This is a genomic window from Patescibacteria group bacterium, from assembly GCA_041674405.1.
Classification (GTDB): domain Bacteria; phylum Patescibacteriota; class UBA1384; order XYA2-FULL-43-10; family XYA2-FULL-43-10; genus JBAYVT01.
In genome coordinates, this window is record JBAYVT010000005.1 from 101,823 (window position 1) to 125,801 (window position 23,979).

Here is a 23,979-nt window from a genome sequence, read left to right on the forward strand (position 1 = left end):
GCATGGGCTAGAGGAGGATCTCACGTCGGCTATTCGCCTCCCTGGATACCCTCGGTTTCCGGCTCCTTCCGACATCGGGAGACCAAATGTTCTCCCGACCCCACTTTGTTCGACTCCTCTAAAAACCAAAAGCCATCCCGCATAGTCAATCTTTGATTGGCGACGTGGGATGGCAGGGGCTAGAGGAGTCGAACCTCTGACTAGGGTTTTGGAGACCCCTATTATACCGTTTAACTAAGCCCCTAAATGAGTCGTAAGCCCATAAAGTTGAGAGTCTATAAAGTAATTCAACAACTTTATGGACTTTAAAAACTTTACAGACTTTTGACTACTTTGTTTCTTTATGTAACGTTGATTTTTTGCACTTTTTGCAATATTTTTTAAGCTCGATCCTTTTGATCACATCTTGGCCTTTTAGCCTTTTTTCAGTGTGATGGCCGCGCTCTTTGCAGACTTCACATTCAAGCGTTACAATTGTTCTTGCATCTTTTGCCATAATTTCCTTTCGAATATTTCGATTGATTTTATTATTGAGGCTCCTCGACAGGCTCGGAGTCATTCGACTCATCTGGTTTACCATGAGCGAACAGCTTTGTTGTGAGTCGAATGGAGCCACCTGTCGGATTTGGACCGACGACCTACTGTTTACAAAACAGTTGCTCTACCACTGAGCTAAGGTGGCATGGTGCTGAGAGCAGGATTCGAACCTGCGAAGGCCGGAGGCCGACAGATTTACAGTCTGTTGCGTTTGACCGCTTCGCTATCTCAGCAAGATATTAATTTGTAGGCTCCTCGACAAGACCCAACGGGTAGCCATTGGCTCCTTCGGCTCGGGTCTCGGAGTCATTCGACTCATATGTTTTACTGTGAGCATGTCGCTTTATTGAATGGTTTACCATGAGCGAGGAAAGGAATGACGGGTCGAATGGAGCCGTTGAGCGGACTTATTCCCTCGACCTACTCCTTACCATGCCTGTCCGCCTCTGGCGGAGAGTTGCCCCCACCGATGGAGCCGACATCGGGAATCGGACCCGAGACCTCATCCTTACCATGGATGCGCTCTACCAACTGAGCTATATCGGCATACATCGGCCGGGGTAAATCTACCAAACCCTAAGGGTCCCCTTTGGGGCTGAGCCACAACGGCACAATAAATACAAAAATAACATTGAAATTATACCGCAAAATCCTCTCTTTGGCAACCTTACACTCCCCTGTACGCCTGAGAGTGAGCTCTCTGCTTTTCCTCCGCCTCCATGGCAAGTTTTTTATACTCTAAATTGTCAATGTCAAGCGACGCAGCACGCTTCAGCGCTTTTGCTGCTTTCGCAAATTGCCTCACTTCCATATAGGCCTTGCCAAGGCCAGCTTGCCATTCGGCATTATTACGATCGTAATTGACCGCTTTTTGAAAATTTTCTATTGCATCAGTATATTTTTCATCTTTATAATAAATTTCGCCCAAGATCGCGTAAGCAAATCCGTTATCGGCATTGCATTTAAGCGCGGTTGTGGCAGCTTCTTTTGCCTCTTCATAATTTTGTTTTAATAATGCAACCTTGCCCACAAAAACATATGCTTGGTCACATTTTTTATCTTTGCCGATCGCATCGATCGCCTTTTCTTCGGCTAATTTAAGGTCGCCTGCCCTAAAGGCATCATCTGATTCATGGAGCATTTGCGCAACCTCAGGGTCTTCCACAAAATACGTGGCTTGCGCATCCTCGATTTCTTTTGGTGAGATGATATCACGCTGGCCAGAAATAATTGCTTCTTCAATACCTTTTTCAGCCTTCTCGCGCCTTTTTGACAAGATTTTTTTTAAAAAATTCATATTAATTCCTTTTGTCGAGTTATCTTTGGCAATATAAATAGATTCATTTCCTGTTTTTGAATAATTTCTAAGAACAAGAATTAATACTATGGTAACGCAAATTATTATGCCCAACTCTAACAACTTACCTCCACAATTCCCCCATCCTCATCAAGTTTAACTGAAACACAATTTTTGAAAATATTTTGGCTAATCACCTTCCCTTTACCCTTTGATGTTTTTAATTCATCGCCGATAGCCGGCATCTTCGCTTTTATTTTTTTGTATTCTGGTAGTTCATATTTAAGGCAACACATTAGCTTACCACAATTTCCAGTTACTCTATTTGATCCCATTTGTGCCAAACTCTGTTCGTAAGCCATGTCTAGTGTCACACTTTCCAAATTGCCTTTAAGAAAACGTTTACAGCAAAGCTGTTGGCCACATCTGCCAACTCCGCCAATATGCCTCGCTTCATCCCTGGCACCCACCTGCTGAAGGCGAATGATTTTTTTGAAAGTATGCGCAAGATCAGAAACTAGCATTCGAAAATCTACTCGGCTTGGTGCAGAAAAATAAAAGGTAAGCTTTTTCTCGTCATACGAAAGGTCAGCATCCAAAAGAACCATTGGCAATTTGAATTTGTCAATTTTGTCTTGGCATTCAACAATATATGATTTTGCTTCCTTGGAAAGTGCAGTAATTTTCTCTCTATCAGCATCGCTTAATTTCCGTATAAAGATCAGCTCGCCCAGATTATCCTTTTTTGTCCCGGTCTCATCCCCGGACTCGTTTTCCAAACTAATTTCCGAAGGAATAATAAATCCTAGTTCCGTGCACTGGTCAGACTCGACCAATATATTGTCGCCAATTTTTAGTTTATGTGCTCCGGCATCTACTTGATAGAACTGCCCGTCGCTTTTAAGCTTAACCGAATATTTTGCCATTTTATTTCCTTATCAATTTGCGGTTTTTTAAAACCAATGTTTCGATTGCCAATTTCGGATTAGCATTGCTTTTTATCTGACTTTTCACCTTCTCTGTTTCTTTCAATAATCTGGCAGCATCAGCAGTTTTTAAAGACAGAAGTTTCTCTCTTGCAAAGTATTCTAAAGTATATATCAATTCATCAATTTTTTCATCCTTGATATATAATTCAATTGTATCCGAAACATCTTTGAAATTCCCTTTCAGTTTTTGGGCCAACTCGCCATCATAGCTTGAACTGCCGCCCCCGGAAACTTGAAAGTTTTTAACCATGCAGCGAGAGACGATTGTCGGGAGCAAAGCTCGCAAGAAGGCAAATAATATTATTACAGCGTCTTTCGGCGGCTCTTCAAGCGTTTTTAAAAACGCATTTGCTGATTCTTTGTTGAAAGTTTCAGCGCAAATAACCGCCGCAATTTTTGCCTTGCCCTCAGGTGAAAGATTCAAAAAATGAATTAATTCTCTAACCTGTTTGATCGAAATAATATTTTTTTTACCAAGTGACTCTTCTGGCCGGATAAGTAGAATATCAGAAATTCCCGGCCTAAGAGTATCTGAAAAATATTTCAATATATCTTCAATTTGGCCTTGCGATGTAACATAAAATAGATAGGAAGACGCTTTTTTGGGCTTACCGATCCCCGCAGCAATTTTTTCAATAAAATTTACACCTTCCATTAATTTTTACACTAGCAAATTAAGGCAGGTTTCGCAATGGACAAGAGATCGTTATCTTGATAATATCGAGATAACATAAATTACGAATTTCAAATTTTCAAATTCTAAAATTTTTGGGAAATTGATCATTGATGTTCGAAAATAATTCAGGATGATGAGTTTAGAATTTAGGATTTTTCTCAGAAGGAGAATATGTCTGGCTCAAAAGTGAAAGAATCAGATCTTTCCGATCGCACACTGATGTGTAAAGATTGCGGAGATAAATTTATTTGGACTGCTGGCGAGCAGAAATTTTTTCTTGATAAGGGCTTGCAGAACATACCAAAGCGCTGTAAACCATGCACTGCGTTATACAAAGCGAAACTTCGGGAAAAGAAACCGATGTTCTGGATTCAGTGCAAAGATTGCCGGAAAAAATCCGAGGTTCCTTTCGAACCTCAAACTGAAGATGTATTGTGTGAAAAATGCTTTGAAAAAGAAATAGAGAAGCGCAACGAAGCCATAACCGCTCTTGGTGAGCAAATTCCAGAATAAAAGCAAAATTAATTATACAATTAAATTTATAATATTTAATGAGAGATAATCCAAAAAATTATTTCTCGTTTTTTTCATTCTTATTATCAATCAAAACGTAACAATTTTACCGCGACCGCGAATAAAGTGTTACAATTTCATTTGAAAAAAATATTAAAATATAATTTCAAATTTAAAAAAATAGCAAAAAAATCACCTTGAATTTCATGGTGATTTTTTTATATAAATTCTCACTTGTCTTAAAATAAACCTGCTAATCCTGCTTTTTACCTTTCGATTTCTCCGGTTTATCCATTGTTCGCAAACAGGAGGTGCACAGAACCACGCCATTGACTTTTTGCAAGTTTGGCTTGAATTTTCTTTTGGTATGAACTTGTGAGTGTGAGACATTGGAGCCAGAGACAGCGCCTTTGCCGCAAATTGAACACTTAGCCATTTGAAATCCTCTTATCTTGAACGAACATATTTTGTTCGCTATAATTTTAACTACTAGATATTAGCATAATCTTGAAAGCATTTCAAGATTATGAAACTAATAACTAAAAGCTTTGAACGAAAAATCTAAAGGAAAATTTCAATTGGTTATTAGTTATTAGATATTAGCCCCAACGGGGCCCCTTCGGGGTTATTAGTTATTTAAAAATATGCTCATCATAAATCTTCTACAGAACCCCTTTGCTTTTATAGCCTTCATCGTCGGGCTAATTTTTGCAATTACGGTCCATGAATACGCTCACGCATGGATTGCCTACAGAAACGGCGATCCAACTGCCCAAATGAATGGCCGCTTAACATTAAATCCATTTGCCCACCTGGACCCACTTGGTACTTTGTTTCTTTTTCTTGTTGGATTTGGCTGGGGTAAACCGGTCCCAATCAATCCGACTTTTTTTCACCACAAATCAGATGAGCTCAAGGTTGCAATCGCAGGAATTGCAGCCAATATTATTCTAGCGTTTATATTAGGAATCCCCATCCGCATAGCCCTTCTTGCCGGACACTCGATCGACTCAAATATTGTTCTCTCGTTTTTAAGTATTTTAGTGCAAATCAATTTGATTCTGGCCGCATTTAACATTTTGCCGATTTTTCCACTCGATGGCTCTCATTTTGTCGAATATTTTCTTGATAATTACAGCAGAGTGAAATTTCAGCAATACGGGCCGTTTATTCTTCTGTTTCTTTTGATTCTTGATAGGGTATCTAGCTTTTCAATCATCACAGCTGTTATGGAGCCGATTATTCGGGTTCTCTCATCACTTGTGATTGGCACATACTCAATATTTTTATAATGAACTTAACAATACCCCTAGCATCTGGTAGAATCAGATTGGTTCTGTCGAATCTTAAAATTGGCTAACAATTTACACATTGGAATCCCGATCAGTCGGGATTACTCTGCTTTCGCGGAGTAAGATCAAAATTTGATTCGGCCGTGGCCGAAGCGTGAGATCATCCACATACTCATTCCAACCAATTTATAAGTATCGACAGAACTTTATTAATTTTCGGGGTATAGCGTAGTTGGTAGCGCGCAGGGCTGGGGGTCCTGAGGTCGCCGGTTCGAGTCCGGCTACCCCGACCAAAAAATGAACGAGAATTTCAATAAAACCAGAAATGTAATCCCGATGTCTCCTGAGTTAGTAGACCTTATTTTGTCAGGCGAAAAAATCAAAACGTATAGATTTGGCCACAAGTATGATCATCTGAAGGTTGGAGATAGGGTTAAAATTACGAATTCACAATCAAATGAGCTCATCACAAATGCAATAATCATAGATAAATTTTATCAAGACTTTAAAGACCTACCGATTGATATTCCTGGCCATGAACCTTATCAAAACAAAGAACATCAGAGACAGATATTCAATGGGTATTATAAATATTTAGACAGACCGATACGCGACGATGATAAATTCATTGTGTTTGAATTTAAATTGTTAAATTAAGATCAATTTGTCTTTTTTTTCTGATATTTGCTAAAATGTAGCCATACAATTTAAAAGTGAATCTTTATGTCTAAGAATCCTGTTTGGATTAGGCCGGCATTTTTGGCCACAAGAGAAAAACTTGAGGATAGGTTTGTTTACGTTGGAAAAATCGCTAAAGAAGGGCAACCTTCCGTTTTTATGTTCTATTTGATAGAGATTCTGTCCCCCTGGCATCCATCTACGAAAGTTGAAGAAGTCATCACGAAAGCTTTGGCTAACGAGTATTCTCGAAAAGATGCGTACACACTTGAAGATTTTGAAGAAACCCTAAAAGTGGTCAATGAAAAACTCGGCGCCCTTTCACAAGATGGAGACAATGACTGGATCGGAAACTTAAACTCAATTGTCGGTCTCGTGGAAGCAGGTAATCTTCACATTTCTGTTTGCGGAAACATTCTAGGTTATCTCCTGCGAAAAGGAAAAATATCGTCTGTGACAGAGGGTTTATCCGCAGAAGAAGATCACCCTTTGAAAACCTTTGTGAACATAACATCCGGAGCAATGGGAGAGAATGACAGAGTAATCATCGGCAATATTAATTTTTTTGATGTACTTTCAATTGATCGCCTCAAAAAACTGACATGCGAAACTAGCGCAAAAGAGGCGATGTTTGAAATACATCGCACCCTTCGCCGCTCCAAGATCGATAAAACTAGTTGTATTATTTTAGATTGTGTCGAAGCCGAATTTAAAGAAACAGACAAAGAAAAAGAGCTGCCTGAAATGTTTTTTCTAGACCAATCTTCCGATACCGGGTTCTCAAAATTCATGAAAAAGGCTTCTCCGGTCGCCAAATCTGGAGCAAACTCAGCCAAAAAGGGATTGGTTAAATTTTTTCACTTTTCAAAAAAGGCTGCGGCAGGCGCCCACAAAAAATGGAAGGAGAGTTATGGGCCCAAAACTAAGGAAATATTTGCAAAAGGCAAGAATAGCGCCGGTGCCGGAATTGCAAAAATTTCAAGCAGAATAAGAGACAATCAACAAGTTAAATATATGGGCGTTAAAGTAAGGCCTTATTCCAAACGGCCCAAGGGAACATTATCTAGAATTATGGGTTCTGTCTTGAGTGCAATTTATATGATCTCTGAAAAGAAAAACCGCCGATATTTATACGTTGGTCTCGCAATCATCCTTGTACTTATCGGCTATATGAAAATTCGGGCAAATAATGCAAACCGTGTGGCATTAAATACAGAAAGAGAAATTACCGAGAGTTATACCCAAGCTGTTGATTTATTCAATCAAGCAAAAGATGATCTTTCGCTTGGCAAACCCAATGCCAAAGATGAGTTCGCATCGGCACTTGATTTAGCAATCAAGGCCCAAGGAAGCGAAGCCACGAAAAACGAGGCGATCGTTCTTGCAAACGAAATTACCGATAAACTCGATGGGCTTATCTCTGCTACCCGATTTAGAAATTTAAGTCCCCTATTTTCAGTCAATGGCAATGTTGCCCATAGCGCTTTAGTCGGTACAACCATATATTCCATTACCGACACTGGCCGAATTTATGCGACAGATACCAAAGACCAATCACCAAAATTAGTGGCTTCTGTTCCATCAGATGCGGGAAATATAATTTCTAGTACCTTTGCTGATTCCCAGAATATACTTTTCTTTTTAACGGATAAGGACAAAATTCTTTCCTTGGACATCGATAATAATACCATTGGCTCTCCATCTCTTGCTTCAGGCGCCTCCTGGGAAACATCGGCGGCAATCGGTGCATATGTTTCAAATCTTTATTTGTTGGATGCAGAGAGTGGCACAATATGGAAGCATATCGAAAGCAACAATGCTTTTGGAAAAGGCTCTTCTTACGCCCCAACCAAAGATATTGACCTCAAGGGGGCAATCGATATCACAATTGATGGTAACATTTATATCCTAAAATCTGATTCAAGCATTGCAAAATTTGTTAAAGGTTCATATGACAGCTCTTTTTCAGTAAAAGCTTTGCCCTCGCCTTTTGATAAGATTGAAAAACCCGCAGGTATTTTTACTGATTCAGATACTAACTACATCTATGTTCTAGACAAAGGACAAAACAGGATTATCCGATTTGATAAAACAGGCACTTTTGTAAATCAATATTTCTTCGATGGTGCAACAATAGATCAGTTTTTTATAAATCCACGAATCCAAAAAATGTGGGTTTTCTCAGGCAATAGTGTTTATGAGATAAATGTTCAATAGTTTTTAGTTATTCGAAATTATTTTTTAGTTAACAAGGCACCGCAAGGTGCTTTTTACATCACATTTTCTCCGGTGCTTCAATGTCACAGATTCTAAGGGAATTAGCGATGATTGTTCTTGCTGCACGTACAAGTGAGAGCCGGGCAAGGGTTAATTTTTTATCATCGGACAGAACCTGGCAATTGGTATAAAATTCATGAAATAGCCCTGCAATTTTATAGGCATAGTGGGGGAGCAACTGAATTTGAAAATCAGATATGATATTTGAAAGAATGTCCGGATATTTTACAAGCTCTTTTATGAGTTGGATTTCACTTTCGTCTTTTAATAAGGAAAAATCAAAGTCTCCATCACCGATCCCCTCTTCCTCTGCCTTTCTTAAAATGCTGGCAGTTCTGGCATGTGCATATTCAATATAAAATACTGGGTTTTTTTCTGAACGCTCTTTCGCAAGCTCAATATCAAAATCGATGGGGGTATTTGAATTCTGTGAAACAACGAAATATTTAAATGCATCAGCAGAAACTCCAGCTTCAATCACTTGCCGCAAAGTAACAAAATTACCGAATCGCTTTCCCATTTTTACAATCTCGTCTCCGTTTTTAAGCCTGACATATTGGTATAAAATTACTTTTATTTTATCCTCGTCAATTCCAATCGCAGCCATCGCAGCCAAAAGGCGCGGGATATGTCCATGATGGTTCGACCCCCAGACATCAACTACAAGCCCGTTCCCCCGTTCAATCTTTTCCTTGTGATAGGCAATATCATCAGCAAAATATGTCAATGTCCCAGCTTCATCACTCTTTTTCAAAACCGATTCCCTGTCAGAAAGATCGGGATCAGCAGGATTTTTAAACCAAAGAGCTCCCTCTTTTTTGGCCGTAAAACCTTTTTCATTTAGTTCTTCGATTATTTTGTCTGATTCTCCATTTTTTTCAATTTCACTCTGATAAAACCAGTGATCAAATTTGATGCCGAGTAGCTCGATATCAGCCTGAATCATTTCAATAATTTTTTTCAAACCCTCTTTCTTGAAAAATTCAACAAATTCTTCCCTGTTTTGCATTTTAGCTAATTTTTCTTTTCGCTCTTCAAAAATATTTTTAGAAATTTCTTCGAGATATGCACCTGGATACCCTTTTTCTGGAAAATCTGCAGGAAATCCATTCGCTTTTTCATACCAATAATATATCGTCTCCGCGAGGCGGTTCACTTGGCCACCAATATCGTTTACATAAAATTCACGCTCAACTTTGTAACCAAAATTCTCAAAAATATTAGCAATCATTTCGCCAATAGGACCAGATCTTGCATTCCCAACATGTAGAGGACCAGTCGGATTTGCGGAAATATATTCTACATTTACAGATTTGCCGCTGCCCTTTGTGCTCTTGCCATACCCACTTCCCTTGTTAAGTATTGCCTTAAATTCTGAAAGATAAAACTCTTTACTTAAATTGATATTTATAAATCCAGGGCCAGCAACTAAGGCATCCAAAATTAAATCATCGGGTTTAATACGATCAGCGATTTCCTGTGCAACCTCCCGTGGATTTATCTTTCTCTGGTTGGCAATAATCATTGCAACATTACTGGCATAATCAGCGTTGGTCGCTGGCGGTGGTTCAGTAATATCAAAAGAAATTAGCTCTTTATAACCCGCAGCTTCCACAGCCTCAAAAATTTTTGATTTAAGCTTTTCAACAATCATAAAAATATCTTTCCCATCATTGCGAACCCCAAAGGGGCGCGACAATCTTTATTATAGAAATTGCTTCGTCCTCGCATTACTCGCAATAACTGATTTATGTAAATATGCGTAACAGACTGTGTAATATTCTCCAATTATTTTATGCGCCAATATTTTAATTTTCCGACCTGGATAACCATACCCTTATAAGCTGAAATTGTTGACTTGGGATCAGAAATCTTTGCCCCGTCAACCCTGATTGCACCTTGTTGAATCAATCTGCGAGCCTCTGAATTGGAATTTGCTGCTCCGATTTCTACGATTAAAAGCGGAAGTTCATAATTGCCCGTGAGTTTAATTTCAGGCATTTTGTCTGGCATTTTTTTCTCACGAAATTGGGCAGAAAATGACGCGGCAGCCTTTTTGGATTCTTCCTCTCCGTGATAGAGCTTTACAATTTCAAGCGCTAACTTTTCTTTTATATCGCGAGGATTTTTACCAGATTTCAACTCGTCATCAATTTTTTTTATGTTTTTTTCATCATACAAAGCACAAAGTTCAAAATAGGTCAAAATCAGCGAATCAGGAATCGACATAATTTTTCCAAACATTATTGGCGCAGGCTCAGTAATCCCAATATAATTGCCTTCGCTCTTGCTCATTTTTTTCTTACCATCAGTGCCAACCAAGAGCTTAAAAAGAACAATTTCTTGTGGAATTTGGCCAATTTTTTTCTGCAATTCTCTTCCAGCTAAAATATTGAACTTCTGATCTGAGCCGCCAAATTCAATATCTGCGTTTAATGCGACTGAATCATACGCTTGCATTAGGGGATAAAGCAGCTCGTGTAAGCCAACCTCTACACGATCTTTGATCCGTTTCGAAAAATCATCACGTTCAATGATTGAGGCTACAGTAAACTTTCCAGCAAGAGAAAGTATGTCACTAAAAGTCATGTTTTTGAACCACTCAGAATTGTATCTGACTTCAGTTTTTTTAAGGTCCAAAATTTTTGAAACCTGATCAAAATATGTCTTGGCATTACACTTAATTTCTTCATCAGAGAGAACAGGGCGTGTTGTATTTCTGCCCGATGGATCGCCAATTTTGGTAGTGTAGTCGCCTATCAGAAAAATAACAGTGTGTCCCATTTCCTGTAATTCTTTAAGCTTCCACATCGCCACCGCATGGCCCAGATGGATGTCTGGCCTTGTCGGATCTACCCCGTATTTAATGCGAAGTTTTTTGCCTGTTTTCAATCTTTTTTGAAGCGAATCACTGCTGATAATTTCTTCAACTCCAGATTTCCACAAATTATTTTTCATGTTTTCCTCTTTTTATGCTTCTATACTTACTAAATTTCGACTGGGGAAAAGTGCCTGGAAATTTAGTAGTGTTAAGAATCTTTCCATCATTCTTGACACTTCAACCTCATCTCCGTATAATTGTGTCGTTTCAAGTTAATGTAAATTTTTTCGACTAAAAATTGACTCGTATATTCTGTTTACAGAATATCAATCTGATTCTATAATGTAAAGCATAGAACTTCGAGAAGAAGGGTAATCGAAGAAAGGTTTAAATGTCAAAAAAGCATGATCTTTTTGGAAAACTGAGAAATCCGCTCAATATCAAAAAACTCTTAACCCCACATCGCAAAAAAAAGTTTACGTGGAAAACATTAGGGAAATACGCACTTTACGCATTGGGCGCATTTGTTGTTTTTATTATCATTCTCTTTGTTTGGTATGCTAAAGATCTTCCCACCCCATCGAAGATTGCAAGCCAAACCATGTCTCAATCCACAAAATTGTACGATCGAACCGGCAACACCTTGCTGTACGAAACCGGTAATGAAAAACGAACAATTGTAAAAAGTGATCAATTTTCCGATAACTTGAAAAAAGCAACTGTCGCAGTCGAGGATTCGGATTTTTATTCAAATCACGGATTTTCGATCCGCGGTATCATGTCCGCAGTGTGGCAAAAGGTTTCTGGAAAAACAGTGGTAATGCGCGGAGGATCAACCATTACCCAACAATATGTCAAAAATGCACTCCTAACATCTGATCGATCTTTTTCAAGAAAAGTAAAAGAACTAATCCTGTCGATCGAACTTGAATTTATGTACAACAAAGATGAAATTTTGACAATGTATTTAAATGAAATTCCCTATGGCAATTCAACCGCAGGCGCCGAAGCTGCGTCGGCAATGTACTATGGAATTCCGGCCAAAGATCTGGACTTGTCACAGGCAGCCACTATCGCCGCAATTCCCCAAGCACCAACTTATTATTCCCCTTATGGCACGCATACTAATTCTCTAATCAATCGCAAAAATTATGTTCTCGACCGAATGGTTGATACTAAGGTAATCACCAAGGAGCAAGCGGATGCCGCCAAAGCCCAAGACACGACCACCGTTGGAACGATAATCAAACCGCGAAAAGACAATTTGATCGCACCTCACTTTGCAATGTATGTTTTGCAAGAAGCTGTTGATGAATATGGTGAACAGGCTATTCAAAATGAAGGATTAAGCATTACCACCACCCTTGATTATGACAAGCAAAAAATCGCCGAGGACGCAATAACAGCTGGCATGCCAAAAGTTGAAAAATATGGAGGATCAAACGGCGCTTTGGTCTCTGTGGACACCAAAACCGGACAAATTCTCACAATGGTAGGATCAAAGGATTATTATGATACTTCAATTGACGGTAATGTTAATGTTACTGATTCACTACGCCAGCCAGGATCATCCTTTAAGCCCTATGTCTACGCGACAGCTCTTAAATCGAAAGAGTTTTCTCCTGCTCGAACGCTATTTGATTTAACGACAGATTTTGGCGGAGGATATGTTCCCCATGATTATGACGGATCCACGCGCGGGCCAGTGACCCTTCGCCAAGCTCTTGATAATTCACTTAACATTCCAGCAGTCAAAACGCTTTCTCTCGCAGGCATTGATAATGTGATTGAAACAGCAAAAAGCATGGGGGTTACTTCCTTAAATGATCGAGATAAATATGGTTTATCATTCGCCCTCGGAACTGCGGAGATCCGGCCGGTCGAGATGGCGGGAGCATTCGCAACATTTGCTACAAATGGCATACATCATGACGTAAAAAGTATATTAAAAGTAACCGATTCACATGGAAAGTTACTATATGAATATAAACAGGAAAAAGACAAAGGAAACCAGGCGCTTGACCCACAAATTGCTTATGAGATGAGCAATATACTTTCCGATAATCAGGCGCGATCACTAGTGTTCGGCACACGCTCTCCATTGGCATTCTCCGGAAAAACAATCGGTGCCAAAACCGGCACCACTTCAGATTTCAAAGATGCATGGACGGTTGGTTTTTCAAAATCCATTGCCACTGCTGTTTGGGTGGGTAACAACAATAATACAAAGATGAGCAGCGGAGCAGATGGTGTTGTGGTCGCTGCCCCGATTTTTCATACATACATGGACAAGGTGGTTACAGCCGATGAGCCATTTGATAAGCCAGAAGGAATTCAAACTGTTACTGTTGATCGTTTTTCAATGAAATTACCGACCGATCAAACAACCGAGACCATTACTGACATTTTTGCATCATGGCAAGTTCCCACAGAAAAAGACGCGACCAGCGTTAGCGTTAAAGTCTGCAAATCAAACGGACTCTTGGCTGGTGATGATGTAAATGAAGCCCTTACCGAATACAGGTCATATCGCGCAGTACATTCAGAGCGTCCTGACAATCCAAATTGGGAAGGGCCAGTTCGATCTTGGGCAGAGGCCCATGGCTACGCCAATTTTCCACCGACAGAAAAATGCAATCCTGGCGACGCATCATTACAAGTGACGATCAATACCCCGGGTAATGGTGATAGCGTTTCGGGCAGCAGTTCAATATCAGCTTCAGTAAACGGGACCTTTAACATAAAAGACGTAACTTTTTATATCGATGACATATCTATTGGCAGTGACGATTCTACCCCATACGCAGTGAATTTTGATTTCGACAACCTATCTGAAGGAAATCACACCATTTCTGCCATTGCCACGGATGTAACAGGCACTACTTCGAAAGATACGATTTCAATCATAAGCTCAAAATCTCCGCCAACAATTTCCGCAATTGATGCCCAGGTTTCCGGAACCAGTGTCACTATAACCTGGACTACCAACAAAGAATCAAGTTCTCAGGTACTATACGGACTTACGAATGCATTGGGGTCGTCATCCTCACTTGATCCTAATAACAAAACTTCACATTCGGTTAAAATTAATGGATTATCTCCAGGAAAAAAATATTATTTTCAAGTGAAATCGGGATCAGCCACATCAGACATTAAAAATTTTCAAACTTAAAGAACTCAAATTAAATTTGTGTTTAATCTGACAAAAGCGGCAAAAAGCCGCTTTTGTCTTTTGTTTAGAACTTATTCTAGCTTAACAAATCGTTAATTTTTACAAGTTTAGGCAAAAATTTATATCCCAATTTTTCCGCTTCCTTTTTTCTATCCACCGCCTTTGGCACAGGCCGGATTTCGCCCATAAGGCCAACTTCACCGAAGAAACATAAATCTTTCGGTATTGGCTTATTTAAGTATGAAGAAATTATTGCGGCACAGATCGCAAGATCAACTGCCGGCTCTCGTAATTTCAAGCCGCCAATAACATTGATGTAAATATCCTGATTGGAGAGATTGATTTTTGTTGACTTTGATATAACCGCAGCAAGAAGATTTAAACGATTTAGGTCAAAACCGGATGAGGTCCTTTTTGGGTAACCAAAATTTGTTGTAATAGTTAAAGCTTGAATTTCTACAAGAATCGGTCTTGTTCCTTCAAGCGTTACAGCCACAACACTACCAGGTGATTTGTCTGGACGTTCGGCTAAAAACAACTCGGATGGATTTTCGATCGGAATCATTCCACTCTCAGACATCGAGAATATTCCCGCCTCATTCGTTGCGCCAAATCTGTTTTTAATTCCGCGCAAAATTCTGGCATCATGAAATCGTTCGCCCTCAAGATAAAGAACGACATCAACCAAGTGTTCAAGGATCCTTGGCCCGGCGATTGACCCTTCTTTGGTGACATGGCCGATCAAAATTACCGGAATTTTTGTTGTTTTAGCCAACCTCTGGAGAAATATTCCACACTCTCTGACCTGGACTAAGCTGCCAGGGGTCGAGGGTAAATCATTCAAAAATACCGTTTGTATTGAGTCAACTATAATAAGCTCCGGCTTGTTTTTTTTAACTTCTCGCTCAAAGGCGTTAAGGTCTCCTCCGGAATATAAAGTGATGTTCTTTGATTTTAGGCCCAACCTATCGGCCCGGAGTTTTATTTGCTCCAGAGATTCCTCAGCTGAAAGATAAAGGCAATTTTTAATTTTATCGGCAACCTCCAAAATCAAGGTTGATTTTCCGATTCCCGGTTCCCCGCCCAGAAGAATTATGGAACCCCTTACAATTCCTCCGCCTAGTACTCTATCAAATTCAGAAATTCCGGTTTTTTCCCTACCAAAATTACCAACTTTTATATCAGATAAATTGGATTTTTCAATTGAGTCAGGTGCAATATTTTGATGTGAATCAGTAAAACTCATTTCCTTTAGGCTATTCCATTCACCGCAAGCATCACATTTTCCCGACCAGGCCGAAAATTCATTGCCACAGGAGGAGCATATAAATATCGTTTTATTCTTTTTGGCCATTTTCCCTCATATCAATAATATTAGCTGAAACATAATTTTTACCATTCCAAAAATCTTCATCAAGTGTAAATATCATATCATAACGTTTGTTTTCACTAAATTTCTGATTACAATTAAAAAATATGGACTTGATTTTCTTTTCACCAGAAACAATTCGAAACGATTGATGGGTATTATTTTTTCCCACACAGCGGATATCGGATATTTTTACATTATTAAGCTCAAAAACAGGCCTCGGATTCCCCATACCAAATGGCTCCAATTGTTTTAATCTTGAAGTTAACGATAACGAAAGTGATGCGAAATTTATCAGAGTATCAACTTTTGCAACTTTTTCAAAAAGTTTTTTATCTAAATTATTACACAGTTGTATGAATTCCTCATAAAATTTCTGGAACTTCGATTTTTTAACAGCTAGGCCCGCTGCCCCCTTATGTCCACCAAATCTTTCAATTTTACTACTACATTTTTCTAATAGCACTATCAGATTCACACCCGAAACACTTCTTGCGCTACCAACATATGGATCGGAGCGATCAGAAAAAATAATGGCTGGACGCGAAAATTTCTCAACTAGATGGCTAGCCGAGGGACCAAGCACACCCTTATGCCAATCCCCAAGAACGACCAATGTATTATTTTTAAGTAAATTTTCTTTTTCAATCCTTTCAGCTACTTTTTTTTCAAGTGCCGCCATTTCTTCTTGGCGCTTTTCGTTTGTCTGATTCAAAGAAAAGGCCAACTCTGCCGCTTCTTTTTTATCTTTAGTCACAAGAAGCATAAAAGACTTTGTTGCATGATCAAGGCGGCCAGGGGCGTTAATTCTTGGACCAATCTGAAAACCAATGGAATATGAATTGATTTTCTCTTTATCGATATTTGCTACTTTATATAGTTCCAAAAGCCCAACATTTTTTGTTTTTTTAAGTACCATCAAACCAAATCTTGCAATAATTCGATTCTCATCTACAAGAGGAACAACATCAGAAATTGTCGATATTGCCACAAGATCCATATTCCATTTAACAAAAGACTCACTGATTTTTTGGGGGTATTTTTTAGACAAGCCCTGTATTAGTTTAAAAATTACCCCTGCTCCAGAAAGCTCACGAAATGGATATTTTGAACCTTTAATTTTCGGATTCATAATTGCATACACATCAGGCAAATTATCACCTGGCTCGTGATGGTCGGTAATAATCAGGCAAATGTCTTTTAATTTTGCATAATTAGCTTCTTCAACATTTCTAATACCAAGGTCAACGGTAATGATTATGCTGCAATCTCTTTGTAATAAATAATCGATCCCTTCAGTGCTTAGGCCGTAGCCTGATTCCCTGTTGGGAATATAAATTTCTGATCGGATATTTAGTACTTCTAGCATTTTGTGCAGCAATGCCGAGCCCGGAATTCCATCAGCATCATAGTCGGCAAATATTCCGATTTTCATGTCATGTTCTATCGCTTCACGAATTTTATTTTCAATCTTTTTATAACTTGGCAATAATTCTGGGTTATGAAAATCTTTTTCAAAATCTGGATTCAAAAATCTTTCAACAGATTTCGAATCATATCGTTCGCCAAGAATTCCCCTATTAAATAAAATTTGAAGCATGATATCGTCATACTTTTTTTTAGCAATTTTCCATTTCATGTGGTTTTTAAACTTTCCACTTTATCTTCTTTGGGTTCATTTGTAGTATGCCCAACCATCCACTCTAAGGTCAACATATTCGTTTATATTTCCAGCCCCCTGAATCATCACAGCCTTTAAATCGTTTAGTTGTTTATTACTGGATCTCGTTGAATCGAACTTGATCATTGCCCCTTCTTTGGTGTACAAATTAAGATCAAAGGTTGTCTCTGAGATTACAAAACGATCCGGATGCAAATTAGCCATTTCGGCAATATTTTTGTAAATATTTAAAGAAAAGGCAACAAAGCTTGGGCTAACAATTTGTTTTTGCAGATCAACTGGTAACTTTTGTGCATCCTCAATAATCGGAAGGTTGGAAAAACTTGATATGTCCGCAGTGACATCCTTGTAAGCCCTTCCTTGAGAATCAAGTAAATAAAATTTATCGCCCGTTTTCCAGACAATCGCCTGATCGAATTCCACGACTACTATCTTTAGGGCATCTGGAAAACCTTTGTATATCTGTACGTCATTTATTTCTGGAATATTTTGTTTTATTTTCTTTTCTATATTGCCCGTGTTTACTATAAAAATATTTTTATCCTTTGGAACAATCGAGGATATTTTTTCAGTGGTAACAAGATTATTCCCTTCAATAATAATATCTCGAACCACGAAACTACTGGATAAAAATAGCCACCACAAAAATACAATCAGTGCTGCCACAATTAAAATATTCCCCATCGATAAAAATGAAGATATTCGAAGTTCAGTTCTTTTCCGCTCTTTTCTTTCTAAATAAATTTTCGGTTGCCGAAAATTTTGAGTACGTTCTCTTTTTATCAGCCTCCTTCTTACCATTTGCCCAGATACTCAACTTCTTCCTCAAGCGTAATATGAAAATTTCTCTTTACCGCTTCTCTCATCTCGTCAGCTAAAATACGGACATCCTTTGCAGATGCGTTTTTTCTGTTTATTACAAAGTTTGCATGCTTAGATGAGACCGAGGCCCCACCAACTCTCAATTTTTTTGCACCCGAATTTTCTAGAAGGTAACCCGCAGATTGTTCTCTGACTCGGCCGGGATTTTTGAAAAAACTGCCGGCGCTTTTATCGGATAATGGTTGCGTCAATTTTTTTTGTTCTAAATTCTCGATTATAGTACGAAGGATCTCATCTTTCCTTTTCTGGGCTAACTGAATTTTTACAGTTAATATTACCGGCTTAAATTCTTTATTTTTGTTTCCATTTTTTAGTTTACTTCCTCGATATTTAAAATCCATCCATTCGTGGCTGTGGCGAACGACGGCAAGCTTGCCCATCCGCTCTTCAAGAACAGTAACACTTTTTACATAGTCGCCAATTCCAAGGCTTTTGGAGCCTGCATTGTTATAAACCGCACCACCCAAAGTCCCAGGGACCCCTGCGAGAAATTCTAATCCTCCAAGATCATACGAAGCAGCCAAATTTAATATTTTTCCCAACACCAGGCCAGAATCAGCAATAATTTCACCCGTTTCTTTGTTCACTACAACATTGGAACTTTCATTCTTTATTATCAAACCAGAAAAACCGTAATCAGAAAAAACCACATTATAGCCGCCCCCAAGAACAATAAAGGGAATTTTTAATTTGTATGCAGCATTTGTTGCAGCAACCAAGTCTTCAATATTTTTTGCAACATAAAAAAGATCAGCGATTCCCCCCACTCCAATGCTCGTATGTTCCCGAAGCAAAACATTGGTTTTTAACTCATCTCCCAGAACTACCCTGAGTTCTTGCTCCAAAGTATCCATTATTTCTCCTTGACAATTTTTTCTGCCACCTTATAAATCGGTGGAATTCCAATAGTCAAAATTATACTTGAAGAATCGGTATTATTTATCAAATAATCACAAATTTCATCATCGTTATCAAACACTTTGGCCTTTTTACCCTTTGTGTTGATAATTTCTACAATCTTTTCAGAAGAAACATCGAGCTCCTCGTCCCGACCAGGCACAAAATAAATTGGTTTTAATATAACATCATCTGCGAGTTTAAAAGCATCGGCAAATTCTGATAAAAGCGGCAAAATTCTTTTATACTGATGCGGCCAAAAAACTACAACTAATTTTTTATCAGGAAACTGATCAGAAAGAGCCTTGATAGTTGCCCGAATTTCTGTGGGATGATGGCCATAATCGTCATAAACCTGGGCGCCGTTTATGCTTCCTTTGTACTCTAGCCTGCGATGCGCTCCTTTGAATTTTTTTAACACGCTTCTTGCAATATCCAATTTGATGCCGAGTTCTTTCCCCACAGAAATAGCGGCCTCAGAATTTAATTTATTATGTTCTCCCAGAAGGCCAATTTCGAATTCATTGCCAGAAATTTTGTACGGGACTTTCTTGGCATTTTCGTACTTATTTACAAGTTGAGATAGGTTTTGATCTTCTGCGCAATACACCAAAATCCCACCGCTTTTAATATTTTTGATAAATTCGCCAAAAGCGTCCAAAATTTCAGGTACCCCTCCCGGATATGTGTCCAGGTGCTCTTTATCAATATTCGTGATCACTGCAATATCTGGTTTAAAATCCAAAAAACTTCTGTCATATTCACAAGCCTCCATCACAAAATATTTTGATTTACCTATCCGAACCACATCCCCAAACTCCCTCACTTCTTCCCCTACCAAAACTGTCGGATCAAAGCCAGCTTCAATCATAATCAGGCCAATCAACGAAGTCACAGTTGTCTTTCCATGCATCCCGGAAATTGTTATTAAATATTTCTTCTTCGTAATATCCGCCAAGATTTCGGAGCGCTTTACTATCTTAATTCCCAATTTCTCCCCCTCTAAAACCTCAACCCATCCTGGAGATCCTGGGCTTACGGCAGAAGTTCTAACAATCACATCGATATCCGAAGATATATTTTTAGCATCATGCCCCTTGAGCTTTAAATCAGATCCGGTCACAACATGCCCTTCATGTTCCAAAATTTTTTGTATTCCACGCATTGATACGCCCATTGACCCGATCAGATGATAATGCATATTAGTCCTTCATATCTTTTAATAGGAATTGAGAAATTTCACAAAGCCCATCGTGTTTTATTGCTTTGCTACAATTTTGGCCAAGCGTTTGTAAATTTTTGTTATCTGACAATAAATATTCTATTCTATCCATCAAGGTTTTGCCATTTAAATTCTCTTCGCGCAGAAGAATAGCTGCATTTGCCCTTTCAAAAAATTTCGCATTTTTAAGCTGATGGTCAGCCGATGCATAGCGATATGGAATCAAAATCGCTGCCTTAGATAGAGCAGCCAATTCACCAATCGTATTCGCTCCTGCTCGGCAAATTATAAGATCAGAAGAAATCATTGCTTTCTCTCCCTTTTGCATCGAGAAATCAAAAAAATAATACTCACCATCCCGGTTTTCCAATGTTTCATTAATTTTGACTGCTTTTTCGTAGCTATGTCTCCCGACCTGATGAACAATATCATACTTCTTAAGAAGACTCGGCAAAATTTCAAAAATTAAGTTATTCATGCTCACTGCACCCTGGCTTCCACCAGTAATAAAAATTTGCGGTTTAGCATTGTAGGAAGTCTTGCGTTTCGTGTTCGAAATAGACTTGCGAACTATTAAACCGGAATAAATCGCATTAGGGGGAAGTTTTTCAGAATATATCGAGAGTGGAAAACTTAAAAAAACTTTTGAGGCCCTGTTTAAAAACAGTTTATTGGTTAGGCCAATAATTGAATCTGATTCATGTAAAGAAAAGGGAATTCGAAGCAAATTTGCGTTTGACAACACTGGTAAGGCACAGAATCCACCCTTGGAAAATATACTTCTTGGCCTGAAATAAACGAGCAAAATAAAAGATTGAATAAAACCGACGATAAGCTTCAGCCCTTCCCAAAAGTTAATTAGCGAGAAACGTCGGTGCAATTTTCCCGATAAGATTTTAATACTTTTAGTGTTTTTAAAAAGTTCCAATTCGATTTTTGAACCAGAATGAAAAATTATTGGTTCCGCGCCATTCTCTCTCAACTCATCATATATTTCCAAAACTGGCAAGGCATGGCCTCCAGTACTTGAAGATATTAAAATTATTCGTTTTTTTCGCATGCTTAAGCCTCTTTAGAGATGTTAACCAGTATACCTGTTGCCGCCATTAAAAACAATAAGGACGAGCCTCCATAACTGATAAACGGAAGAGGAATTCCAGTAAGCGGAAGAATCGAAAGCATGGCACCGATATTGATGAATGCCTGCCAGAAAAACCATGTGGTAATTCCGATCGCCATTAAAGACGAAAATTTATCTGGAGCATTTTTAGCTATTTTATATCCGCGAAGTGCAACAAAACCAAAAATCAAAACAAATAAGGCACTGCGAAAAAAACCCAACTCCTCGGAAATGATTGCAAAAATAGAATCGGTATGGGCCTCGGGTAAATATAAATATTTCTGCCGGCTTTGCCCAAATCCCAAGCCAAACAATCCCCCAGATCCAACAGCAATTAGGGCGTTTCGAATGTGGTACCCAGCACCAGAAGCATCAGAGTTAGGATTGATAAATGCAGTCAGTCGTTCTAGCCGATATGGCTCAAGCTTAATTGCCAGATAGACCAACAAGGCTCCTATTCCACCGCCAAATGCAATATTTTGCAACGAAACACCAGACATAAAAAACATTGCAGCGGCAATTCCCAACATAACCGTAAGAGTTCCAAGATCCTTCTGGACCAACATGATTAAAGAAATTACAATCATCACAATAAAAAATGGAATAGTCAAAGAATCAATTTCAGAATCCTTCTTTTTGGAAAACCAGCTTGCCAAATAAATTATTAATGTTATTTTTGCCATTTCAGCCGGCTGGAAAGAAGCTGTACCCAAACCTATCCAACGCTGCGCAGTATTTCCTTCTGAAAATCCTACAAAAATCGGTAATAACAGAAGCCCAATGGTAACATACAACATATATTTGCTATATTTTTCCCATACCCGGTAATCAATCGCCTGAAAAATTGTCCAGGTAATAAGGCCGAGTATAACAAACAGCACTTGCCTTGAAAGCCAATATTTGTCAGTAATGCCATTTGTGACCTGGAGAGAATAATATTTGGAAACAGAATAAATCATGATAAGCCCAAATAAAACCAAGGCAAAAATCACGATTGATAACACATAATCAGATCTTTTTTTTCTGAAATTTACTCTGCTTTTCATTTGGCTTGAGCTATCATTTCTTTAAATTTATTCCCTCGATCTTTATAGTTTTTGAACATATCAAATGATGCGCATGCTGGTGAAAAAATGATTATGCTACCCGGTTTTGCGATTCTCAAAGATTCAAAAATTGCTTTTTTAAAATCATGATTCGCGCAAACAATTTCACCAGGAAAATTATATTTTTCAAGGCTATTTTTGATTTTTTTAGCTTCGTCTCCAATAAGTACAACCCCGGCAACGTTGCCATGAACAATTTTTTCCGCAAGTTCATCAAAATTTGCTCCCTTGCTGCTGCCGCCTAAAATCAAAATTTTTTCTGAAGAAAAAGAATTTATGGCAGCCATTGTTGGATCCGGATTAGTAGCAAAAGAGTCATTGTATATTTTTACACCATTGATTTCCCGAACAAATTCGAGTCTGTGGGGCAAAGGATCAAAATTTTTTACACCATCTCTTATTTCGTCAATGCTAGCGCCGGCAAGCATAGATGTAATAGAGGCAGCAGCCACATTTTCTAAATTGTGCCGACCGACTAATTTTATTTCATCAGATCCGCAAATAATCTCTTCTTTGTCATCGATTCGTAATACAACCTCATACACATCATTTTGATCTTCTTTTGTTCGTAGTTTGGCATTTGGATTTTGCAGTTTTCTAATAAATGCGCCCTCATCCACCGAATTTTCACCTGAAAAATAGTACGTTTTTCCAGAAGTTAAGCTTGCAAACTCAAACGAAGTTAAATAATCCTGATTAATAACAGCAAAGTCATTTTTGTTTTGAAATTTTACTATAGACTCTTTTGCTTCGTGATATTCATTTTCATCTTTGTGATAATCCAGATGGTCGATAGAAATATTTGTGATTACAGCTATATGTGGACTTAAATTTAAGTCTTGAAGCTGGAAACTTGAAAGCTCTAAAATTGCTGTATCTACTTCGGAAATTTCATCAATTAATGAAATTGCCGGATGCCCAATATTTCCGGCAAAAAAAACTTTATTTATGTTTCCGGATTTTTGATCCCAAAGGGACTCCTTCGGGGTTTTCTTCTTTAATATATCGTATATCAAGGAAGCAGTGGTCCCCTTTCCCTTTGTCCCAGTTACTCCAATTATACTTGCCGGGCACAATTCAAAGAAAAGTTTAATCTGACTGGATATCTCGACGCCATTTGCTTTGGCTTCTTGAATTTCTGGGCTCAAATATGGAATCCCGGGAGAGCGGAATATGACATCAAAGCGTTTTAAATTAAATAAATATTCTTTACCAAAAATTTTCGAAAAAGTTGGATTGTCAAGAATTTCAGAAATTCCAGGAAGGTCCTGATTCTTCCGAAGATCATCTTCTTCCTTCTGGTCAAGCAGGGTTACACTTTCACACTTATTGACAAGAAAAGCTGACAGGGCGACGCCCTCAATGCCCAAACCCAACACTGCCACCTTTTTGTCTTTAAAACGGAAGTTTTTCATAGTTCTATTTTATCTCAAATTCACTTTATATTTAA

General features: G+C 38.5%; 20 protein-coding genes and 5 tRNA genes. 6 read left to right on the plus strand and 19 right to left on the minus strand.

Going from position 1 to position 23,979, the window contains the following annotated elements; translation table 11 throughout:
* Nucleotides 1-170: 170 nt before the first annotated feature.
* The 8 genes from WC080_04150 to WC080_04185 form a co-directional block, all read right to left on the minus strand.
* Nucleotides 171-244, minus strand: a tRNA-Trp gene (locus WC080_04150).
* A gap of 84 nt (nucleotides 245-328) precedes the next feature.
* A complete protein-coding gene (gene rpmG, locus WC080_04155) occupies nucleotides 329-499 on the minus strand; it encodes a 50S ribosomal protein L33 (protein MFA7244453.1) in 171 nt (56 codons plus the stop codon).
* A gap of 108 nt (nucleotides 500-607) precedes the next feature.
* A tRNA-Thr gene (locus tag WC080_04160) sits at nucleotides 608-682 on the minus strand.
* Nucleotide 683: 1 nt separating this feature from the next.
* Nucleotides 684-770 (minus strand) — tRNA-Tyr (locus tag WC080_04165).
* Nucleotides 771-1,007: 237 nt separating this feature from the next.
* A tRNA-Thr gene (locus WC080_04170) sits at nucleotides 1,008-1,083 on the minus strand.
* Nucleotides 1,084-1,204: 121 nt separating this feature from the next.
* Nucleotides 1,205-1,948, minus strand: a complete 744-nt coding sequence (locus tag WC080_04175) for a tetratricopeptide repeat protein (GenBank protein ID MFA7244454.1) — start codon at nucleotides 1,946-1,948, stop codon at nucleotides 1,205-1,207.
* Between the two features lie 2 nt (nucleotides 1,949-1,950).
* Nucleotides 1,951-2,760: a regulatory iron-sulfur-containing complex subunit RicT gene (gene ricT, locus WC080_04180; GenBank protein ID MFA7244455.1), complete on the minus strand. Its 810-nt coding sequence runs from the start codon at nucleotides 2,758-2,760 to the stop codon at nucleotides 1,951-1,953.
* A gap of 1 nt (nucleotide 2,761) precedes the next feature.
* Complete coding sequence (locus WC080_04185) at nucleotides 2,762-3,478, minus strand: hypothetical protein (protein ID MFA7244456.1); 717 nt, start codon at nucleotides 3,476-3,478, stop codon at nucleotides 2,762-2,764.
* A 192-nt stretch (nucleotides 3,479-3,670) separates the two neighbouring features.
* Here WC080_04185 and WC080_04190 point away from each other — a divergent pair, with 192 nt between their 5' ends.
* A complete protein-coding gene (locus WC080_04190) occupies nucleotides 3,671-4,012 on the plus strand; it encodes a zinc-ribbon domain-containing protein (protein MFA7244457.1) in 342 nt (113 codons plus the stop codon).
* A 253-nt stretch (nucleotides 4,013-4,265) separates the two neighbouring features.
* On the opposite strand, the gene rpmB is transcribed toward WC080_04190, so the two are convergent.
* Nucleotides 4,266-4,448 carry a 50S ribosomal protein L28 gene (gene rpmB / locus WC080_04195; protein MFA7244458.1) on the minus strand — a complete coding sequence of 61 codons (183 nt, stop codon included), beginning with the start codon at nucleotides 4,446-4,448 and terminating at the stop codon, nucleotides 4,266-4,268.
* 208 nt (nucleotides 4,449-4,656) lie between these two features.
* Here rpmB and WC080_04200 point away from each other — a divergent pair, with 208 nt between their 5' ends.
* From WC080_04200 to WC080_04215, 4 genes are all read left to right on the plus strand, one after another.
* A complete protein-coding gene (locus tag WC080_04200) occupies nucleotides 4,657-5,304 on the plus strand; it encodes a site-2 protease family protein (protein MFA7244459.1) in 648 nt (215 codons plus the stop codon).
* Between the two features lie 217 nt (nucleotides 5,305-5,521).
* A tRNA-Pro gene (locus WC080_04205) sits at nucleotides 5,522-5,597 on the plus strand.
* A 4-nt stretch (nucleotides 5,598-5,601) separates the two neighbouring features.
* Complete coding sequence (locus tag WC080_04210) at nucleotides 5,602-5,961, plus strand: ASCH domain-containing protein (GenBank protein MFA7244460.1); 360 nt, start codon at nucleotides 5,602-5,604, stop codon at nucleotides 5,959-5,961.
* Nucleotides 5,962-6,027: 66 nt separating this feature from the next.
* Nucleotides 6,028-8,199 carry a hypothetical protein gene (locus WC080_04215; protein MFA7244461.1) on the plus strand — a complete coding sequence of 724 codons (2,172 nt, stop codon included), beginning with the start codon at nucleotides 6,028-6,030 and terminating at the stop codon, nucleotides 8,197-8,199.
* A 58-nt stretch (nucleotides 8,200-8,257) separates the two neighbouring features.
* Here WC080_04215 and argS read toward each other — a convergent pair whose 3' ends face one another.
* Together argS and tyrS are read right to left on the minus strand one after the other, a co-directional pair.
* The gene (gene argS, locus WC080_04220; protein ID MFA7244462.1) at nucleotides 8,258-9,913 is read right to left on the minus strand and encodes an arginine--tRNA ligase; all 1,656 of its coding nucleotides are present in this window, start codon (nucleotides 9,911-9,913) and stop codon (nucleotides 8,258-8,260) included.
* 134 nt (nucleotides 9,914-10,047) lie between these two features.
* Nucleotides 10,048-11,217, minus strand: coding sequence for a tyrosine--tRNA ligase (gene tyrS, locus WC080_04225; protein MFA7244463.1), 1,170 nt, complete (start codon nucleotides 11,215-11,217; stop codon nucleotides 10,048-10,050).
* Nucleotides 11,218-11,471: 254 nt separating this feature from the next.
* Between tyrS and WC080_04230 the strand changes: the two genes are divergently transcribed.
* Nucleotides 11,472-14,252 carry a transglycosylase domain-containing protein gene (locus tag WC080_04230; protein MFA7244464.1) on the plus strand — a complete coding sequence of 927 codons (2,781 nt, stop codon included), beginning with the start codon at nucleotides 11,472-11,474 and terminating at the stop codon, nucleotides 14,250-14,252.
* A 76-nt stretch (nucleotides 14,253-14,328) separates the two neighbouring features.
* On the opposite strand, the gene radA is transcribed toward WC080_04230, so the two are convergent.
* The 8 genes from radA to murD all read right to left on the minus strand — a co-directional run bounded on the left by radA (nucleotide 14,329) and on the right by murD (nucleotide 23,944).
* On the minus strand, nucleotides 14,329-15,606 hold the full coding sequence (gene radA / locus WC080_04235) for a DNA repair protein RadA (GenBank protein MFA7244465.1): 1,278 nt from the start codon (nucleotides 15,604-15,606) through the stop codon (nucleotides 14,329-14,331).
* Nucleotides 15,590-17,260, minus strand: coding sequence for a single-stranded-DNA-specific exonuclease RecJ (gene recJ, locus WC080_04240; protein ID MFA7244466.1), 1,671 nt, complete (start codon nucleotides 17,258-17,260; stop codon nucleotides 15,590-15,592). Before recJ ends, radA begins: the two co-directional genes overlap by 17 nt.
* A 36-nt stretch (nucleotides 17,261-17,296) precedes the next feature.
* A complete protein-coding gene (locus WC080_04245; protein ID MFA7244467.1) occupies nucleotides 17,297-17,986 on the minus strand; it encodes an FtsQ-type POTRA domain-containing protein in 690 nt (229 codons plus the stop codon).
* A 110-nt stretch (nucleotides 17,987-18,096) separates the two neighbouring features.
* A complete protein-coding gene (murB, locus tag WC080_04250) occupies nucleotides 18,097-19,038 on the minus strand; it encodes a UDP-N-acetylmuramate dehydrogenase (protein MFA7244468.1) in 942 nt (313 codons plus the stop codon).
* On the minus strand, nucleotides 19,038-20,282 hold the full coding sequence (locus WC080_04255; protein ID MFA7244469.1) for a Mur ligase family protein: 1,245 nt from the start codon (nucleotides 20,280-20,282) through the stop codon (nucleotides 19,038-19,040). The genes murB and WC080_04255 overlap by 1 nt, the downstream gene beginning before the upstream one ends.
* Nucleotide 20,283: 1 nt before the next feature.
* Nucleotides 20,284-21,363: a UDP-N-acetylglucosamine--N-acetylmuramyl-(pentapeptide) pyrophosphoryl-undecaprenol N-acetylglucosamine transferase gene (locus WC080_04260; protein ID MFA7244470.1), complete on the minus strand. Its 1,080-nt coding sequence runs from the start codon at nucleotides 21,361-21,363 to the stop codon at nucleotides 20,284-20,286.
* 2 nt (nucleotides 21,364-21,365) lie between these two features.
* Nucleotides 21,366-22,469: a putative lipid II flippase FtsW gene (gene ftsW / locus WC080_04265; protein MFA7244471.1), complete on the minus strand. Its 1,104-nt coding sequence runs from the start codon at nucleotides 22,467-22,469 to the stop codon at nucleotides 21,366-21,368.
* Complete coding sequence (murD, locus tag WC080_04270) at nucleotides 22,466-23,944, minus strand: UDP-N-acetylmuramoyl-L-alanine--D-glutamate ligase (GenBank protein MFA7244472.1); 1,479 nt, start codon at nucleotides 23,942-23,944, stop codon at nucleotides 22,466-22,468. Before murD ends, ftsW begins: the two co-directional genes overlap by 4 nt.
* Nucleotides 23,945-23,979 lie beyond the last annotated feature (35 nt).

Bases quoted from the DNA above. Each gene is read 5' to 3' on its own strand.
- tyrS (MFA7244463.1), bottom strand. From the start codon at position 11,217: ATGAAAAATAATTTGTGGAAATCTGGAGTTGAAGAAATTATCAGCAGT.
- WC080_04230 (MFA7244464.1), top strand. From the start codon at position 11,472: ATGTCAAAAAAGCATGATCTTTTTGGAAAACTGAGAAATCCGCTCAAT.
- murD (MFA7244472.1), bottom strand. From the start codon at position 23,944: ATGAAAAACTTCCGTTTTAAAGACAAAAAGGTGGCAGTGTTGGGTTTG.
- rpmB (MFA7244458.1), bottom strand. From the start codon at position 4,448: ATGGCTAAGTGTTCAATTTGCGGCAAAGGCGCTGTCTCTGGCTCCAAT.
- WC080_04260 (MFA7244470.1), bottom strand. From the start codon at position 21,363: ATGCGAAAAAAACGAATAATTTTAATATCTTCAAGTACTGGAGGCCAT.
- murB (MFA7244468.1), bottom strand. From the start codon at position 19,038: ATGGATACTTTGGAGCAAGAACTCAGGGTAGTTCTGGGAGATGAGTTA.
- WC080_04255 (MFA7244469.1), bottom strand. From the start codon at position 20,282: ATGCATTATCATCTGATCGGGTCAATGGGCGTATCAATGCGTGGAATA.
- WC080_04190 (MFA7244457.1), top strand. From the start codon at position 3,671: ATGTCTGGCTCAAAAGTGAAAGAATCAGATCTTTCCGATCGCACACTG.
- recJ (MFA7244466.1), bottom strand. From the start codon at position 17,260: ATGAAATGGAAAATTGCTAAAAAAAAGTATGACGATATCATGCTTCAA.
- WC080_04210 (MFA7244460.1), top strand. From the start codon at position 5,602: ATGAACGAGAATTTCAATAAAACCAGAAATGTAATCCCGATGTCTCCT.
- WC080_04215 (MFA7244461.1), top strand. From the start codon at position 6,028: ATGTCTAAGAATCCTGTTTGGATTAGGCCGGCATTTTTGGCCACAAGA.
- WC080_04185 (MFA7244456.1), bottom strand. From the start codon at position 3,478: ATGGAAGGTGTAAATTTTATTGAAAAAATTGCTGCGGGGATCGGTAAG.
- radA (MFA7244465.1), bottom strand. From the start codon at position 15,606: ATGGCCAAAAAGAATAAAACGATATTTATATGCTCCTCCTGTGGCAAT.
- argS (MFA7244462.1), bottom strand. From the start codon at position 9,913: ATGATTGTTGAAAAGCTTAAATCAAAAATTTTTGAGGCTGTGGAAGCT.
- WC080_04245 (MFA7244467.1), bottom strand. From the start codon at position 17,986: ATGGGGAATATTTTAATTGTGGCAGCACTGATTGTATTTTTGTGGTGG.
- ricT (MFA7244455.1), bottom strand. From the start codon at position 2,760: ATGGCAAAATATTCGGTTAAGCTTAAAAGCGACGGGCAGTTCTATCAA.
- WC080_04200 (MFA7244459.1), top strand. From the start codon at position 4,657: ATGCTCATCATAAATCTTCTACAGAACCCCTTTGCTTTTATAGCCTTC.
- ftsW (MFA7244471.1), bottom strand. From the start codon at position 22,469: ATGAAAAGCAGAGTAAATTTCAGAAAAAAAAGATCTGATTATGTGTTA.